The organism is Halomonas nitroreducens, from assembly GCF_003966155.1.
GTDB lineage: Bacteria > Pseudomonadota > Gammaproteobacteria > Pseudomonadales > Halomonadaceae > Halomonas > Halomonas nitroreducens.
This window is the reverse complement of the sequence record NZ_RXNS01000004.1, coordinates 54,437-69,084: the sequence shown is the minus strand read 5'-3', so window position 1 is coordinate 69,084 and position 14,648 is coordinate 54,437. Positions and strand designations below refer to the sequence as shown.

At 67.6% G+C, this 14,648-nt stretch carries 15 protein-coding genes and 1 other RNA gene; 8 read left to right on the top strand and 8 right to left on the bottom strand.

All coding sequences use genetic code 11. The features are described 5' to 3' along the window. Positions 1–263 precede the first annotated feature (263 nt). Entirely contained in the window at positions 264–644 is a 381-nt protein-coding gene (locus EKG36_RS05365) for a fluoride efflux transporter FluC (RefSeq protein WP_126481802.1), read from the top strand. Next, positions 641–1,030 (top strand): fluoride efflux transporter FluC, encoded by a 390-nt coding sequence (locus EKG36_RS05360; protein ID WP_126481800.1) that lies wholly within the window; start codon positions 641–643, stop codon positions 1,028–1,030. The genes EKG36_RS05365 and EKG36_RS05360 overlap by 4 nt, the downstream gene beginning before the upstream one ends. A gap of 76 nt (positions 1,031–1,106) precedes the next feature. On the opposite strand, the gene pgi is transcribed toward EKG36_RS05360, so the two are convergent. The 3 genes from pgi to pyk are packed head-to-tail and all read right to left on the bottom strand — an operon-like array spanning position 1,107 to position 4,748. Next, complete coding sequence (pgi, locus tag EKG36_RS05355; protein ID WP_126481798.1) at positions 1,107–2,771, bottom strand: glucose-6-phosphate isomerase; 1,665 nt, start codon at positions 2,769–2,771, stop codon at positions 1,107–1,109. 41 nt (positions 2,772–2,812) lie between these two features. Further along, positions 2,813–3,289 (bottom strand): methylglyoxal synthase, encoded by a 477-nt coding sequence (locus EKG36_RS05350; RefSeq protein WP_126481796.1) that lies wholly within the window; start codon positions 3,287–3,289, stop codon positions 2,813–2,815. Further along, positions 3,282–4,748 (bottom strand): pyruvate kinase, encoded by a 1,467-nt coding sequence (pyk, locus tag EKG36_RS05345; RefSeq protein ID WP_126481794.1) that lies wholly within the window; start codon positions 4,746–4,748, stop codon positions 3,282–3,284. The genes EKG36_RS05350 and pyk overlap by 8 nt, the downstream gene beginning before the upstream one ends. A 373-nt stretch (positions 4,749–5,121) precedes the next feature. Here pyk and gap point away from each other — a divergent pair, with 373 nt between their 5' ends. Further along, positions 5,122–6,144, top strand: a complete 1,023-nt coding sequence (gap, locus tag EKG36_RS05340) for a type I glyceraldehyde-3-phosphate dehydrogenase (protein ID WP_126481792.1) — start codon at positions 5,122–5,124, stop codon at positions 6,142–6,144. A gap of 67 nt (positions 6,145–6,211) precedes the next feature. Here gap and EKG36_RS05335 read toward each other — a convergent pair whose 3' ends face one another. From EKG36_RS05335 to smpB, 3 genes are all read right to left on the bottom strand, one after another. Continuing rightward, entirely contained in the window at positions 6,212–6,961 is a 750-nt protein-coding gene (locus EKG36_RS05335) for a M15 family metallopeptidase (protein ID WP_126481790.1), read from the bottom strand. Between the two features lie 251 nt (positions 6,962–7,212). Then, positions 7,213–7,592: a transfer-messenger RNA gene (gene ssrA, locus EKG36_RS05330) on the bottom strand. Positions 7,593–7,634: 42 nt separating this feature from the next. Next, entirely contained in the window at positions 7,635–8,126 is a 492-nt protein-coding gene (smpB, locus tag EKG36_RS05325; protein WP_126481788.1) for an SsrA-binding protein SmpB, read from the bottom strand. Between the two features lie 128 nt (positions 8,127–8,254). Between smpB and EKG36_RS05320 the strand changes: the two genes are divergently transcribed. Both EKG36_RS05320 and EKG36_RS05315 read left to right on the top strand, forming a co-directional pair. After that, positions 8,255–8,689, top strand: coding sequence for a type II toxin-antitoxin system RatA family toxin (locus EKG36_RS05320; RefSeq protein WP_126481786.1), 435 nt, complete (start codon positions 8,255–8,257; stop codon positions 8,687–8,689). Continuing rightward, the gene (locus EKG36_RS05315) at positions 8,679–9,002 is read left to right on the top strand and encodes an RnfH family protein (protein WP_126481784.1); all 324 of its coding nucleotides are present in this window, start codon (positions 8,679–8,681) and stop codon (positions 9,000–9,002) included. The genes EKG36_RS05320 and EKG36_RS05315 overlap by 11 nt, the downstream gene beginning before the upstream one ends. A 13-nt stretch (positions 9,003–9,015) precedes the next feature. Here the strand turns inward: EKG36_RS05315 and EKG36_RS05310 are convergent, their stop codons facing one another. Next, complete coding sequence (locus tag EKG36_RS05310; RefSeq protein ID WP_221766051.1) at positions 9,016–9,441, bottom strand: outer membrane protein assembly factor BamE; 426 nt, start codon at positions 9,439–9,441, stop codon at positions 9,016–9,018. 72 nt (positions 9,442–9,513) lie between these two features. On the opposite strand from EKG36_RS05310, the gene fur reads away from it, so the two are divergent. Then, on the top strand, positions 9,514–9,960 hold the full coding sequence (fur, locus tag EKG36_RS05305; RefSeq protein WP_126481780.1) for a ferric iron uptake transcriptional regulator: 447 nt from the start codon (positions 9,514–9,516) through the stop codon (positions 9,958–9,960). 78 nt (positions 9,961–10,038) lie between these two features. Here the strand turns inward: fur and recN are convergent, their stop codons facing one another. After that, the gene (recN, locus tag EKG36_RS05300; protein ID WP_126481778.1) at positions 10,039–11,712 is read right to left on the bottom strand and encodes a DNA repair protein RecN; all 1,674 of its coding nucleotides are present in this window, start codon (positions 11,710–11,712) and stop codon (positions 10,039–10,041) included. 223 nt (positions 11,713–11,935) lie between these two features. Between recN and grpE the strand changes: the two genes are divergently transcribed. Beyond that, positions 11,936–12,556, top strand: a complete 621-nt coding sequence (gene grpE / locus EKG36_RS05295) for a nucleotide exchange factor GrpE (protein WP_126481776.1) — start codon at positions 11,936–11,938, stop codon at positions 12,554–12,556. 131 nt (positions 12,557–12,687) lie between these two features. Next, a complete protein-coding gene (dnaK, locus tag EKG36_RS05290; RefSeq protein WP_126481774.1) occupies positions 12,688–14,616 on the top strand; it encodes a molecular chaperone DnaK in 1,929 nt (642 codons plus the stop codon). Positions 14,617–14,648: the final 32 nt, after the last annotated feature.

Below are 14,648 nucleotides of genomic sequence, written 5' to 3'. Positions count from 1 at the left end.
CGTGTCTGGGCGTGGAAAGGGCGATGGTGTCATCGTCAGGCTAACATGGCCGGGGGTGGCGGGCCCGGGTCGTCATCATGGAAGTGTACGAGAATTGTACATGCTAGAGATTTTGTGTCATATTCAACCTCAGGACATGACCCCGATGTCCTGTTCCCCCTGAAAGGCCAGCATGATCCCTCGCCACCCTCCCGGGTGGCTTTTTTTGTGGCCGCTCGCCGGCTCGGCTAGCATGGGCGCGAATCCGTCAGGGAGGCAGAGACATGGGGCTGGCAAGCCTGGGACTGGTGGCGGTGGGCGGTGCGCTGGGCGGCATGGCGCGCCTGGCCGTGACCGAGCTGGCCGCGCGCTGGCTGGGGCGGGCCTTTCCCTGGGGCACCCTGCTGGTCAACCTGAGCGGGACCCTGGCCATCGGTGCGCTGGCCGCGCGCCTGGGCGGGCCACCCGGCGCTTCGCCAGCCTGGCTGGGCCTGGCGGTCGGCGGCCTGGGTGGCTTCACCACCGTGTCCTCCTTCAGCCTGCAGACTCTCAGCCTTTGGCAGGAAGGCCGCGGCACGGCGGCACTGGCCAATGGCCTGGCAACTCTGGTGCTGGGGGTCCTCGCTGCCGCCATGGGCTGGTGGTTGGCGGGAGGTGGTGCATGACGAGCTGGCAGGGCTACCTGGCGGTGGGGCTGGGCAGTGGCCTGGGCGCGGTGCTGCGCTACCTGGTCTCGCTGGGCATGCTGCAGTGGCTGGGAAGCGCCTTCCTGTGGGGCACCCTGGCCGTCAACCTGGCCGGCTCCTGGCTGATCGCGGCCTTCGTCGCTCGGGCCTCCCATCGCATCACCGGGCGCGCCGCCCGCTGGCAGCCCTTCCTGGTCGCCGGCTTCTGCGGCGGCTTCACCACCTTCTCGCTGTTCGGCCTCGAGACGCTCCACCTGCTGGAGGCCTCGCAACCCTGGCTGGCCCTGACCTATGGCCTGGGCAGTGTGCCGCTATGGCTCGCCGCGGCCTGGCTGGGGCAGCGGGCCGGGCGCCCGGCCCGCTGAGGCGCGGCCCGGCCCCGGCCCTCGCTCGCCGAGCCATCGGAGCACGCCTGGAGGCACGGCGCGCGATAATGGCGGTTCAGGAGGAGGCCTTGCGGCGCTTGCCCCGGGGCTTGCCGGATTCGGGGGCCGGGACCTCCTGCCTCGCGGGGCCGTGATCGGGGAAGTGCGCCCGCACCAGCTGGAGCAGCCCCTGGGTGGAGGTGTCGAAGTCCTGGCTGTGCGCGTCGATGCGGCTGCTGATCTCGCCGGCGATGCGCTTGCCGAGCTGTACGCCCCACTGGTCGAAGGAGTTGATGTTCCAGATCACCCCCTGGACGAACACCTTGTGCTCGTAGAGTGCGAGCAGCGCGCCGAGGTTCTTCGGCGTCAGCTCATCGAGCAGCAGGGTGCTGGAGGGACGGTTACCCGGGCAGCTGTAGGGATCGAGGTCGCTGCCCTGCTGGCTGCCTTCCATGAAGGCGTTGGCCTGGGCCAGCATGTTGGTCAACAGGGCGAAGTGGTGGTCCTCGAAGCCGGGCTCGGGCTTGAGCGAGGCGATGAAGTCGATGGGCACGTAGCGCGTGCCCTGGTGGAGCAGCTGGAAGAAGGCATGCTGGCCATTGGAGCCGGTCTGGCCCCAGACGATAGGCCCGGTCTTGTAGTCCACCGGGCGGCCGAAGATATCCACCGACTTGCCGTTGGACTCCATGTCCAGCTGCTGGAGGAAGGCCGGCAGCTGATGCAGGGCCTGGTCGTAGGGCACGATGGCCTGGGTCTCGGCGCCCTGGAAGTTGATGTACCAGATGCCGATCAGCGCCATCAGTACCGGCATATTGGCGGCGTTGGGGGCGGTCAGGAAGTGCTGGTCCATTTCATAGGCGCCCTCGAGCATCTCGATGAAGCCCTCGAAGCCGATGGCCAGGGCGATGGGCAGGCCGATGGACGACCACATGGAGTAGCGGCCGCCGACCCAGGCCCAGAACTCGAAGACATTCTCCTCGCGGATGCCGAACTCCATGGCCGCCTTGCGGTTGGTGGAGGCGGCGACGAAGTGGGCGCCGACGTCGGCGTCCGGGCCGGCGGTCTCGAGGAACCAGCGCCGCGCGGTCTTGGCGTTGAGCAGCGTCTCCTGGGTGGAGAAGGTCTTGGTGGAGACGATGAACAGGGTGGTGGCCGGGTCGAGGCGCGACAGCACCTTCTGGATATGGGTGCCGTCGACGTTGGAGACGAAGTGGAAGTTGAGTTCGGAATGGCGGTACTTGAGCAGGGCCCGGCAGGCCATGTTGGGTCCGAGGTCGGAGCCGCCGATGCCGATGTTGACCACGTCCTTGATGCGCTGGCCGCTGTAGCCCTTCCATTCGCCACTGCGGACCTCATCGGAGAAGCGCCGAATCTGCTCTCGGGTACTGTTGATCTCGGGCATCACATCCTGGCCGTCGACCATCAGCGGGCCCTCGCCGAGGTTGCGCAGCGCCGTGTGCAGCACCGGCCGATTCTCGGTGACGTTGATGATGTCGCCGGAGAACATCTGGGCGCGGCGCTGCACCAGCGCCGAGTGGTCGGCCAGCTCGAGCAGCTTGTCGAGCACGGCATCGGAGATGAGATGCTTGGAATAGTCGAGGAAGAGCCCGCCGACGCGCAGGCTCATCTTGTCGAAGCGCTGCGGATCGGCGGTGAAGTAATCACTGATGCGGTCGTCGGTGGTCTTTGCCTGCAGATCCTTCAGCGCCTGCCAGGTGACGCTGCGAGTGAGCTGAAACATGCGAGTCCTCGCGCTGTTGTCGAGTTGTGATGGTAGTGATCTCAGTTGTTACGGGTAGAGACCCAGGCCTTGGCATCGGGAATGGTCATCTCGTAGTCCTGATCGAGCCAGGGCGAACTGATCAGGAAGTCGGCGCTCGCCGGGTTGCAGGCCACCGGGATATTCCACAGGGCGGCCAGGCGCAGCAACGCCTTGACGTCCGGGTCGTGGGGCTGCGGCGAGAACGGGTCCCAGAAGAAGATCAGCAGGTCGAGGCCCTGCTCAGCGATGCGGGCGCCGATCTGCTGATCGCCGCCCAGCGGGCCGCTCATCAGCGGCTCCACCTCGAGTCCCAGTTGCCGGGCGATCCGGGTGGCGGTGGTGCCGGTGCCGACCAGTTGGTGCCGGGCCAGGGTCGCCTGCCAGCGTCCGGCCCAGTCGAGCATCTCGTCCTTCTTGCCGTCGTGGGCGATCAGGGCGATGCGCTTTTGGGGCGGTAGGGTGCGGCGGACGTCCCGCCGCGGGCGGATCTCACTCATGCCGTGTCTCCACCTCGAGGATCCTCAGGGTGTTGGTGCCGCCGTGGGCGTTCATGTGGTCGCCGCGGGTCAGGAGGACGTGATCCCCCGGCACGGCAATGCCCTGCGCCACCAGCCGCGCCAGGGCGCGGTCGTTGAGCTCGGTGGCCCCCATCTCACTGGTGTCGAAGGGCAGCGAGATGACACCACGATACAATGCCATGCGCCGCTGGGCGACGGGATTATGGGCCAAGCCGACGATCGGCAGCCCGGAGCGGATCCGCGAGGCGATCAGTGGCGTGTAGCCGGTGGCCGTCATGCAGGCGATCGCGGCTACCCCGGTCAGGTGGTTGGCGGCATACATCGCCGACAGGGCGATGGTCTCGTCGATCCGGGAGAAGCCCTCGTGGATGCGGTGGCCGGATTCCTGGGCACTGCGCTCGCGCTCGGCGCCCAGGCAGACCCGGTCCATGGCTTCCACGGTCTCCACCGGGAAGTCGCCGGCGGCGGTCTCGGCGGAGAGCATCACCGCGTCGGTGGCATCGAGCACGGCGTTGGCCACGTCGAACACCTCGGCCCGGGTGGGCAGCGGCGCCTCGATCATCGACTCCATCATCTGGGTGGCGGTGATCACCGCGCGATTGAGTTGACGGGCGCGCTTGATGATGCGCTTCTGGGTGCCGATCAGCGCCGCGTCGCCGATCTCCACGCCGAGGTCGCCGCGGGCCACCATCACCGCCTCGCTGGCCTCGATGATGCCGTCGAGGGTGGCATCGTCGGCCACCGCCTCGGCACGCTCGAGCTTGGCCACCAGGCCGATCTCGCAGCCAGCCTCGCCGAGCAGCGCGCGGGCCTCGGCCATGTCGGCGGCATGGCGCGGGAAGGACACCGCCAGGTAGTCCACGCCGATGGCGATGGCGGTCTCCAGGTCGGCCTTGTCCTTGTCGGTCAGCGCCGGCGCCGAGAGGCCGCCGCCCTGCTTGTTGATGCCCTTGTTGTTGGACAGCTCGCCGCCCACCACCACGCGGGTGTGGATGGCGCTGCCGTCGACCCGGGCGACGTCGAGCACCACCCGGCCGTCGTCGAGCAGCAGGCGGTCGCCGGCGGCCACGTCGGAGGCCAGCGCCTGGTAGTCGCAGCCCACTCGCTCGGCGTCGCCGGCCTCGCCGTCGAGGGCCACGTCGATCACGAAGGGCGCGCCCTCGGCGAGCTCGACAGCGCCGTCACGAAAGCGGGCAATGCGGATCTTGGGCCCCTGGAGGTCGCCCAGGGCGGCGACGCTACGGCCCTGGCGGGCGGCGATCTCGCGCACCGCGGCCAGCCGGCGGCGGTGGTCGTCTGCCGAGCCGTGGGAGAAGTTGAGGCGCACCACGTCGACGCCGGCGGCGATCATCTGCTCGAGCACGCCCTCCCGGTCGCTGGCGGGACCCAGGGTGGCGACGATCTTGGTGCGACGGACGGGGATGGGGCGATGAGTCATGCCGGGCTCTCCTGTGGGAATGCGGGCTCGCGCGAGCGGCCGAGGGACTGCCTGACAAGATACGCTATCGGTTGTGATATTACTAAAGATGAGGGCTGAGACGAAGGTCTAACGTCGCGGCAGCATTGCGGCGTTTCCTGGGAAAACCCCTTTATTTGTAGTCTGTTGGGAGGTTATTGGGGATGTCGGGATAGGATGTAATGTCGTAAAATTACGAAATCATGCTTGTCTCCGACGCCATCGTCAGCCACATTGTGGGGCAAAGGAGCCGTCGGCCCGCCCGGCGGGCATGTCGGGACGCTTCGGTGCCCTGCCGCGACTCGGCTCAGCCCATCCCCCAAGACGGCAACGTCCGGATCGAGAGGAAGACATCATGACGCTCAAGATCGCCATCAATGGTTTCGGTCGCATCGGTCGCAACGTGTTTCGCGCCCTGTACGAGGGGGGGTATCGCGATCGCGTGCAGGTCGTCGCCATCAACGATCTCGGCGACCCGGCGCTCAATGCCCATCTGCTGCGCCACGACACCGTCCACGGTCACTTTCCCTTCCAGGTGGATCACGACGAGAGTAGCCTCAGCGTCGACGGCGACCGCATTGCGATCCTCTCCGAGCGCGACCCCGTGCGGCTGCCCTGGAAGGACCTGGGCGTGGACCTGGTGATGGAGTGCACCGGCCTGTTCACCCAGCGCGATGATGCCGGCAAGCATCTCGAGGCCGGTGCCGGTCGTGTGCTGATCTCCGCGCCCAGCCCCGATGCCGATGCCACCGTGGTCTATGGCGTCAACGAGGACGTGCTCAAGCCCGAGCACAGGGTGGTCTCCAACGCCTCCTGCACCACCAACTGCCTGGCGCCGGTGGCCAAGGCGCTGCACGAGGCGGTGGGCATCGAGAATGGCCTGATGACCACGGTGCACGCCTACACCAACGACCAGAACCTCTCCGACGTCTACCACAAGGATCCCTACCGGGCCCGCAGCGCGACCCACTCGATGATCCCGACCAAGACCGGAGCCGCCGCCGCCGTAGGCCTGGTGCTGCCGGAGCTGGATGGCCGCTTCGATGGCCTGGCGGTGCGCGTTCCGCTGATCAACGTCTCGCTGGTGGACCTGACCTTCAATGCCGGCCGCGAGACCACCAGGGACGAGATCAATGCCATCGTCGCGGAGGCCGCCGCGGCCTCGCCGGTACTCGCGGTGAACGCCCAGCCGCTGGTTTCCATCGACTTCAACCATGACGCCAACTCCTCCACCTTCGATGCCAACCACACCCGGGTAAACGGCAAGCTGGTCAAGGTCATGGCCTGGTATGACAACGAGTGGGGCTTCTCCAACCGCATGCTGGATACCGCCCTGGCCATGCAGGCCGCCTGCAACGGCGAACGCAACGCCGCCTGATGCGCGCCGTGCTTGCCTGCGAGCGACGCCGGGCCACGCCAGTGGCCCGGCGTCGTCGTGTTCAGGGTCAGAGCTGGCGACGCCAACGGTGCTCGATGGTGTCCAGCTCCGCCGGGCCGTAGTGCGCCACGCCGTGGTCGCCATAGTGGGCCCACAGCTGGTCGCCGAGGTCGAAGTGCCACCACTCGCTGGGCAGGTTGGTGAAGCCCTCGGCCCGCATGGTGTGATAGAGCCGGCGGCGGTTGTCACGAGCCCGCCGCTGCCGCTCGTCGGGGGTGGCCAGCGCCTCGAGGGCGGCGGTGTGGGAGGCCGGTACGGCCTCGTCGAACAGCGTGCCCATGTCCAGGGGCAGGCCGTCGGCATCGCACAGGGTGACGTCCACGGCGCCACCGGTGAGGTGAGGGCTGGGGCGGTCGGGGGCGCGGCTCGGCTCGGCCACGAACTCCCGGGTGCGGGCGTCGAGCTCGCCGGGGGGCAGCTCGGGGTGATGCTCGTGGAGGATGTCCTGGAGCGTCTCGAACAGGTACTGCTGCACCCGCCAGGGGCGCCAGCCGTCCAGCACCAGCAGGGTCAGCCCGTCCGGCAGCGCCCGGGCCACGGCGAGCAGGCGGCGATAGACCGTCTCGCGCACATGGCAGTCGTTCACCGCGCCGGGAATACCGAGTCGCGCATAGGCCGGATAGGCCTTGAGCGGCGGCGGCGCCAGGCTTACCGGCACCAGGGGTTCGTCGCTGCCGGCGATGGGCAGGCGGCCAACCGCCGCCCAGTCGGGTTCGGCATGCTGGGGAATCGCGGGTAGGAGCGCGGCACTGGACATGGGGCCTCGGCGTCTGGGTGGGTGACTGGGCTCATTATCGGGTGGGGAGTCGTCGGAAGGCCAATCTCATGGCCCATTGGTCCGTAGCGGGAGGCGGCGCGGATGCCGGGTGGCCGTGATCCCGGCGACCGTCGGGTGGGGGCGGCGGGAGGTAACCCCTGATCGTCGAGAAAGCGCCGACATGGGTCGGCAAAGCGCTCCTGCACAAACGAGAGAAGCACCCCGCAGGGTGCTTCTCTCGTCGACTTGTTTGGTGGAGGCGGCGGGAATTGAACCCGCGTCCGCCGACACTCGCCCATTGGCTCTACATGCTTAGTTCCGTCATTTGCTTTAACGCCTCTGGCTCCGACGGGCAGGATCCAGCGACGCGATTCCTCTAAGTTTTAACGGCTGACGCGAGGACGAAGCCAGCCGCGATCCCATCAGTCTTGGCTCGTATCCCGTCGGCGATGAATGGGCACATCGCGTTCGGGCCGGGCTAGAAGCTAGCAGTCTTTAGGCTGCCAGCGCGCCCTGAGCGTAGTTGTCGTCGTTTGCGACTATTTAATCGTGATGTTGGATTTACGAGATACATCACGCTCTCGGCATGCACCTCAGGGGTTGTCATCGGCGTCGAAACCATGTCGCCCCCGTTACACCGCCATCTTATCAGGATGGCCGATATTGTGACACCTCATCCCTTGTTTTGTTCGCGCATGATCCGGCCCTTCTGCCGCTGCCAGTCGCGATCCTTCTCGGTGGCGCGCTTGTCGTGCAGCTTCTTGCCGGTCACCAGCGCCAGCTCGCACTTCACCAGGTTGCCTTTCCAGTAGATCTTGAGCGGCACGCAGGTGTGCCCCTTGTCCTGGGTACGCGAGAAGATCCTGGCGATTTCCTTGCGGTGCAGCAGCAGCTTGCGGGTCCGGGTCGGGTCGGCCACCTCGTGGGTGCTGGCGGTGTTGAGCGGCGTGATATGGCTGCCGAGCAGCCAGGCCTCGCCGTTCTTGACCAGGATGTAGGTGTCGGTGAGCTGCGCCTTGCCGGCCCGCATGCTCTTCACCTCCCAGCCGGCCAGCGCCAGGCCGGCCTCGAAGGTCTCGTCGATGTGGTACTCGAAGCGAGCCTTCTTGTTCAGGGCGATGACGTTGTTGCCGGGACCCTTGCCCTTGCCTTTCTTGTTGGCCATGGAACCTCGTGATCTGTCTTGCCGGTGGCGGCCTGCCCCTTCGATATGGGGGGAAGCGTGATACCATTCAAGGCCGAAATAACCGCTCATGATACGCCCTGGGCCCCTTGAAGTCAGCGGAGAGGTCAATGCCAACGGTCAATCGGTCCGCCCTGGTGCGGCACACCCCCCAGGAGATGTTCGATCTGGTCAACGATTTCGAACGCTACCCGGAGTTCCTGCCGGGGTGTCGGCGCGCCCGGCTGCTCGAGCGGGACGAGGCGCACCTGGTTGGCGAGATGACCCTCGGGCGGGCCGGCATCGAGCAGAGCTTCACCACCCGCAACGACCTGCACGAGCCCGAGCGAATCGAGCTGTCGCTGGTCAACGGCCCCTTCAAGCGTCTGCGCGGGCGCTGGCTGTTCCTGCCGATGGGCGAGGATGCCTGCAAGGTGAGCCTGGAGATGGAGTTCGAGTTCGCCAGCCGGCTGCTGGGCATGGCCTTCGGCAAGCTCTTCCAGCAGGTCGCCGGGCAGCTGGTGGATTCCTTCACGCGCCGTGCCGACGAGCTCTATGGCCGCTGACCCGGCCCCCCGAATCCGGGTCGAGGTGGCCTTTGCCCTGCCGCAACGGCAGCGCATCGTCGAGCTGACGGTGCCCGAGGGCACCACCGCTCGCCAGGCGGTGACCCTGGCTCGCCTCGAGGAGCTCTTTCCCGAGGTGGCGCCGGCCACCTTCCGCGAGGCCGACCTGGGGATCTTCGGCAAGGCGCTGCGCGACCCGCAGCGCCAGCCGCTGCGCGAAGGCGATCGGGTAGAGGTCTACCGGCCGCTCAAGATCGATCCCAAGGCTGCGCGGGCCGCCAGGGCGGCCCGCGACGCCGGCAAGGGGCGTTGAGCAGCAGGAGGGGTCACTCGTTGTCGAGCGGGAGCGCCTCGAGGACGTTGCCGCGGGCGCCGCTGGAGCCGTCGGCGGGCCCGATGCCGCGCTCGGAGATCAGCGACGGTGGAGTCGAGAAGTCACCCTCACGTTCGATGTCCACCAGGCGGTTGCCCTCGAAGGTCAGCGTCAGGCGGCGCTGCTCGACGTCGCCGTAGGCCTCGTCGAGACGATACAGGTAGTCCCACTGGTTGGTCTCGAAGGGGGCCTGGAGCAGGGGACTGCCCATCAGGTCGACGACCTGCTGGCGGGTCATGCCGGGGCGCAGTTGCTCGCTCATCGACGGCGTCACCAGGTTGCCCTGGGCCAGGTCGCGCTTGTACACGCCGAAGTAGCTGCAGCCGCTGGTCAGGATCAGGGCGACGGAAAGGGTGACGATTCTGGTCAGCTTTTGCATTTGCGCCTGTTCTTCACTATCGTGGTTTTGGTCGATCATAACCGACCCTACCTGATACTGCGAAGAGCAACCATGGCCGACCAGAACCACGAACTCCGCAAGGCCGGTCTGAAAGTGACCCTGCCGCGCGTCAAGATCCTGCATATCCTCGAGAGCGCCACCGGCCAGCATCACCTGAGTGCCGAGGACGTCTACAAGACCCTGCTGGATGCTGGCGAGGACGTGGGGCTGGCCACTGTCTATCGCGTGCTCACCCAGTTCGAGTCCGCCGGCCTGGTGACCCGTCATAACTTCGATGGTGGCCATGCCGTCTTCGAGCTGACCCAGGAAGAGCATCACGACCACATGGTGTGCCTGGACAGCGGCGAGATCATCGAGTTCTTCGATGACACCATCGAGCGCCGCCAGCAGGAGATCGCCGAGGAGCACGGCTACGAGCTCGTCGATCATGCGCTGGTGCTCTATGTGCGACCCAAGGGATCCCAGGCCACGCGCCAGGAGACGCCCGCCAAGAAGTAAGCGCACCCTGGCATGATGCACGAGGGCCCCGATCCGCGGATCGGGGCCCTCGTCGTTGTGGCGGATGGGCCGACGCCCCTAGTGATGGGCGCGCTGGCTGGCGTCGAGCATCTCCCGGGCGTGAGCCAGGGTCTGGTCGGTGAGCGTCATGCCCCCCAGCATGCGGGCCAGCTCGCCCACCCGGCCGGCCTCGTCGAGCAGCGCCATGCGAGTGAGGGTGGTGTCCTGCTCGGCCTGCTTGGCGATATGCAGGTGCTGGTGGGCCTGGGCCGCCACCTGGGGCAGGTGGGTCACGGTCAACACCTGGCCCTGAGCGCCCAAGCGGCGCAGCAGCTGGCCGACGATCTCGGCGGTGGCCCCGGAGACGCCCACGTCCACCTCGTCGAAGACCAGGCTGGGGATGGTGGAATGCTGGGCGGCCACGACCTGAATGGCCAGGCTGAGGCGCGAGAGCTCGCCGCCGGAGGCGACCTTGGCCAGCGGGCGGGCCGGCTGGCCGGGGTTGGCGCTGATCAGGAAGCGCACCCGCTCCAGCCCCTCCGGTGCCGGGGTTTCCCGGGCGGCCAGCTCCACCTCGAAGGTCGCCTTGCCCATGGCCAGAAAGGCCAGCTGCTCCTGGACGGCCTCGCCGAAGCGCCGGGCGGCCCCGCGGCGGGTCGCGCTTACCGCCTCGGCCTGCTCCCGCCAGCGGGTCTCGAGGGTCTCGACCTCCGTGGACAGGGCCTCGAGGTCGCCATCACCGCCATCGAGCTCGGCGAGCTCCTCGCCCAGGGCATGGTGCAGGGCCGGTAGCTCGTCGGGCGGCACGTGATGCTTGCGGGCGATGCGGTGCACCTCGCCGAGGCGCTCCTCCACCCAGGCCAGCCGCTCCGGGTCCAGCTCCACGCCGGCGGCGAAGTGGTTGAGTTCACGGCCGGCCTCCTCCACCTGGATGCAGGCATCATTGAGCATGCCCAGGGCCTCGGCCAGGGTTCCCCGGTCGCTGCCGGGCAGCGCCGAGAGGCGGCTCACCGCCTGGTTGAGCAGCGGCAGGGCGCCGCCCTGCTCGCCGTCGCAGCACTCCACGGCGAACTGCGCCTCGCGCAGGCGCTCCTCGGCGTGGGCCAGCGACTCCTGCTCCGCCTCCAGTCCGCCCAGCTCGTCCTCGGCCAGGGCCAGCTGGTCGAGCTCTTCGACCTGGTAGCGCAGCAGCTGGCGACGGGCGCGCACTTCGTCGCCGTCCTCGGCCAGGCGCTTGAGGCGACGGCGGGCCTCGCGCCAGGCGCGGAAGGTCTCGGCCAGGCTCGCCACCGCCTCGCCGTGCCCGGCGAAGTCGTCGAGCAACCGCAGGTGGGTCTCCTCGCTGAGCAGGGCCTGGTGGGCATGCTGGCCGTGGATCTCGATGAGGTGGCCGCCCAGCGCCTTGAGCTCGGCGACCGTGGCGGGCTGGCCGTTGATCCAGGCCTTGGAGCGGCCGGCACGCGTCACCACCCGGCGCAGCAGGCAGTCATCCACGGGCAGCTCGCGCTCGGCCAGCCAGTCCCGGGCGGCGGGCAGGGCGGCGACATCGAAGCGTGCGCTGAGGTCGGCGCGCTCGGCGCCGTGGCGGACGCTGCCGGCATCGGCGCGCTCGCCCAGGCATAGGCCCAGGGCACCGAGCAGGATGGACTTGCCGGCCCCGGTCTCGCCGGTGATGGCGGTCATGCCCCCGGCGAGCTCGAGCTCCAGGTGGTCGACGATGGCGAAGTCACGAATGGCGAGCTCTGTCAGCATGATGCCTCCCCGGGGCCTGTCCGAATCTACTGGTTATTCATCCAATGCCTTGTGCGTTTATACAGTAGTTCAGGGGGCGGAACAACGCACGGGCCGAATCGCCGCCATCGCATGCCTTGAGTTCGGCGCGGCCAGCCCCATATACCCCGCATCACCGATTGATCATCGACATTCAGTCCTGCAGGCGGCCCCGTGGCCGCCGGTTGCCATTCAGGAGAGAGGCATGGCCAAAGACTCGCAGACCCCGCTGGACGACGAGCTCGCTCGTCAGCAAGAGGAGGCCGACACCCAGGTCGAGCCGGAGACCGTCGAGGGCGAGGTGGAAGACGTCGTCGAAGGCGTCGAGGAAGCCGCCGAGGTCGCGGAGAATCCCGAGGCCGAGGTGCTGGCCGCACGGGTCGAGGAGCTCGAGCAGACGCTGGCCGAGACCAAGGACCAGGCGATGCGCACCGCGGCCGAGGCCCAGAACGTGCGGCGCCGGGCCGAGCAGGAAGCCGAGAAGGCGCGCAAGTTCGCCCTGGAGAAGTTCGTCAAGGAGCTGCTGCCGGTGGTCGACAGCCTGGAGAAGGCGCTGGAGGCCATGGGCGAGGATGCCACCGAGGCCCACCGCGAGGGCGTCTCGATGACCCTGAAGATGCAGCGCGACGTGCTGGCCAAGTTCGGCGTCGAGGAAATCGAGCCCCAGGGCGAGCCCTTCGACCCGCAGTACCACGAGGCCATGGCGATGGTGCCCAACCCCGAGATGGAGCCCAATACCGTCATGGAGGTGATGCAGAAGGGCTACCTGCTCAACGGTCGCCTGGTGCGCCCGGCCATGGTGGTGGTCAGCCAGGCCGCCGGCTGAGCCGCACGCATTCTTTCGCACACAAAGGCGGCTCAGGGTCTTGAAAAGACGTCGAGGGCCCCCAGATAGACGGCAACCCCGCGGCAAACGCCGCATACGACGAATCTGCAACGCAATTTCGAGGATTTCCTATGGGACGCATCATCGGTATTGACCTGGGGACCACCAACTCCTGCGTGGCCGTGCTGGACGGCGACAGCGCCAAGGTGATCGAGAACGCCGAGGGCGCGCGCACCACCCCGTCCATCATCGCCTACACCGACGATGGCGAGACGCTGGTGGGCCAGGCGGCCAAGCGCCAGGCGGTGACCAATCCCCAGAACACCCTGTATGCCATCAAGCGCCTGATCGGTCGTCGCTTCAAGGACGACGTGGTGCAGAAGGACATCAAGATGGTGCCCTACACCATCACCGAGGCCGACAACGGCGACGCCTGGGTCGAGGTCAAGGGCAACAAGCTGGCACCGCCGCAGGTCAGCGCCGAAGTCCTCAAGAAGATGAAGAAGACCGCGGAAGACTACCTGGGCGAGACCGTCACCGAGGCGGTCATCACCGTGCCGGCCTACTTCAACGACAGCCAGCGCCAGGCCACCAAGGACGCCGGCCGCATCGCCGGCCTGGAGGTCAAGCGCATCATCAACGAGCCGACCGCGGCGGCGCTGGCCTATGGCATGGACAAGGCCCGCGGCGACAAGACCATCGCGGTCTACGACCTGGGCGGCGGTACCTTCGACATCTCCATCATCGAGGTGGCCGACGTCGACGGTGAGACCCAGTTCGAGGTGCTGGCCACCAACGGTGACACCTTCCTGGGCGGCGAGGACTTCGACCTCAAGCTGATCAACTACCTGGTCGACCAGTTCAAGGCCGACAGCGGCATCGACCTGTCCGGCGACAACCTGGCCATGCAGCGCCTCAAGGAAGCCGCCGAGAAGGCCAAGATCGAGCTCTCCAGCGCGCAGCAGACCGAGGTCAACCTGCCCTACATCACCGCCGACAACACCGGCCCCAAGCACCTCAACGTCAAGGTGACCCGGGCCAAGCTGGAGTCGCTGGTGGAGGAGCTGGTCAAGCGCTCCCTGTCGCCCTGCAAGACCGCGCTGGCCGACGCCGGCCTGTCCGCCTCCGAGATCGACGACGTCATCCTGGTCGGCGGCCAGACCCGCATGCCGATGGTCCAGTCCAAGGTCGCCGAGTTCTTCGGCAAGGACGCCCGCAAGGACGTCAACCCGGACGAGGCCGTGGCCGTGGGCGCGGCGATCCAGGGCGGCGTGCTCGGCGGTGACGTCAAGGACGTGCTGCTGCTCGACGTCACCCCGCTGACCCTGGGCATCGAGACCCTGGGCGGCGTGATGACGCCGCTGATCGAGAAGAACACCACCATCCCGACCAAGAAGACCCAGACCTTCTCGACCGCGGATGACAACCAGACCGCCGTGACCATCCACGTGCTGCAGGGCGAGCGCAAGCAGTCCAGCGGCAACAAGTCGCTCGGCCGCTTCGACCTCAGCGACATCCCGCCGGCGCCGCGCGGCGTGCCGCAGATCGAGGTCGCCTTCGACCTGGACGCCAACGGCATCCTGCACGTGTCCGCCAAGGACAAGGCCACCGGCAAGGAGCAGTCCATCGTCATCAAGGCCTCCAGCGGTCTGTCCGAGGACGAGATCGAGCAGATGGTCCAGGACGCCGAGGCCCACGCCGACGAGGACAAGAAGTTCGAGGAGCTGGTGCAGCTGCGCAACCAGGCCGACGGCATGGTCCACGCCGCCCGCAAGACCCTCGAAGAAGCCGGCGACAAGGCCAGTGACGAGGAGAAGCAGGCCATCGAGAGCGCCGCGTCCGACCTCGAGGAAGCCCTCAAGGGCGACGACAAGGACGACATCCAGGCCAAGCTCGACACGCTGACCGAGGCCTCCGGCAACCTGGCACAGAAGATGTACGCCGAGCAGGGCGAGGCGGCCCAGGGCGCCGAGGCCGGCAGCGAGGCCGGTGCCAAGCAGGAAGACGACGTGGTCGACGCCGAGTACGAGGAAGTCAACGACGACCAGAAGAAGCAGTAACCACGACGCCTGAATCACGGACGACGCCAGCG

Bases quoted from the DNA above. Each gene is read 5' to 3' on its own strand.
- EKG36_RS05365 (WP_126481802.1), top strand. From the start codon at position 264: ATGGGGCTGGCAAGCCTGGGACTGGTGGCGGTGGGCGGTGCGCTGGGC.
- EKG36_RS05360 (WP_126481800.1), top strand. From the start codon at position 641: ATGACGAGCTGGCAGGGCTACCTGGCGGTGGGGCTGGGCAGTGGCCTG.
- pgi (WP_126481798.1), bottom strand. From the start codon at position 2,771: ATGTTTCAGCTCACTCGCAGCGTCACCTGGCAGGCGCTGAAGGATCTG.
- EKG36_RS05350 (WP_126481796.1), bottom strand. From the start codon at position 3,289: ATGAGTGAGATCCGCCCGCGGCGGGACGTCCGCCGCACCCTACCGCCC.
- pyk (WP_126481794.1), bottom strand. From the start codon at position 4,748: ATGACTCATCGCCCCATCCCCGTCCGTCGCACCAAGATCGTCGCCACC.
- gap (WP_126481792.1), top strand. From the start codon at position 5,122: ATGACGCTCAAGATCGCCATCAATGGTTTCGGTCGCATCGGTCGCAAC.
- EKG36_RS05335 (WP_126481790.1), bottom strand. From the start codon at position 6,961: ATGTCCAGTGCCGCGCTCCTACCCGCGATTCCCCAGCATGCCGAACCC.
- smpB (WP_126481788.1), bottom strand. From the start codon at position 8,126: ATGGCCAACAAGAAAGGCAAGGGCAAGGGTCCCGGCAACAACGTCATC.
- EKG36_RS05320 (WP_126481786.1), top strand. From the start codon at position 8,255: ATGCCAACGGTCAATCGGTCCGCCCTGGTGCGGCACACCCCCCAGGAG.
- EKG36_RS05315 (WP_126481784.1), top strand. From the start codon at position 8,679: ATGGCCGCTGACCCGGCCCCCCGAATCCGGGTCGAGGTGGCCTTTGCC.
- EKG36_RS05310 (WP_221766051.1), bottom strand. From the start codon at position 9,441: ATGCAAAAGCTGACCAGAATCGTCACCCTTTCCGTCGCCCTGATCCTG.
- fur (WP_126481780.1), top strand. From the start codon at position 9,514: ATGGCCGACCAGAACCACGAACTCCGCAAGGCCGGTCTGAAAGTGACC.
- recN (WP_126481778.1), bottom strand. From the start codon at position 11,712: ATGCTGACAGAGCTCGCCATTCGTGACTTCGCCATCGTCGACCACCTG.
- grpE (WP_126481776.1), top strand. From the start codon at position 11,936: ATGGCCAAAGACTCGCAGACCCCGCTGGACGACGAGCTCGCTCGTCAG.
- dnaK (WP_126481774.1), top strand. From the start codon at position 12,688: ATGGGACGCATCATCGGTATTGACCTGGGGACCACCAACTCCTGCGTG.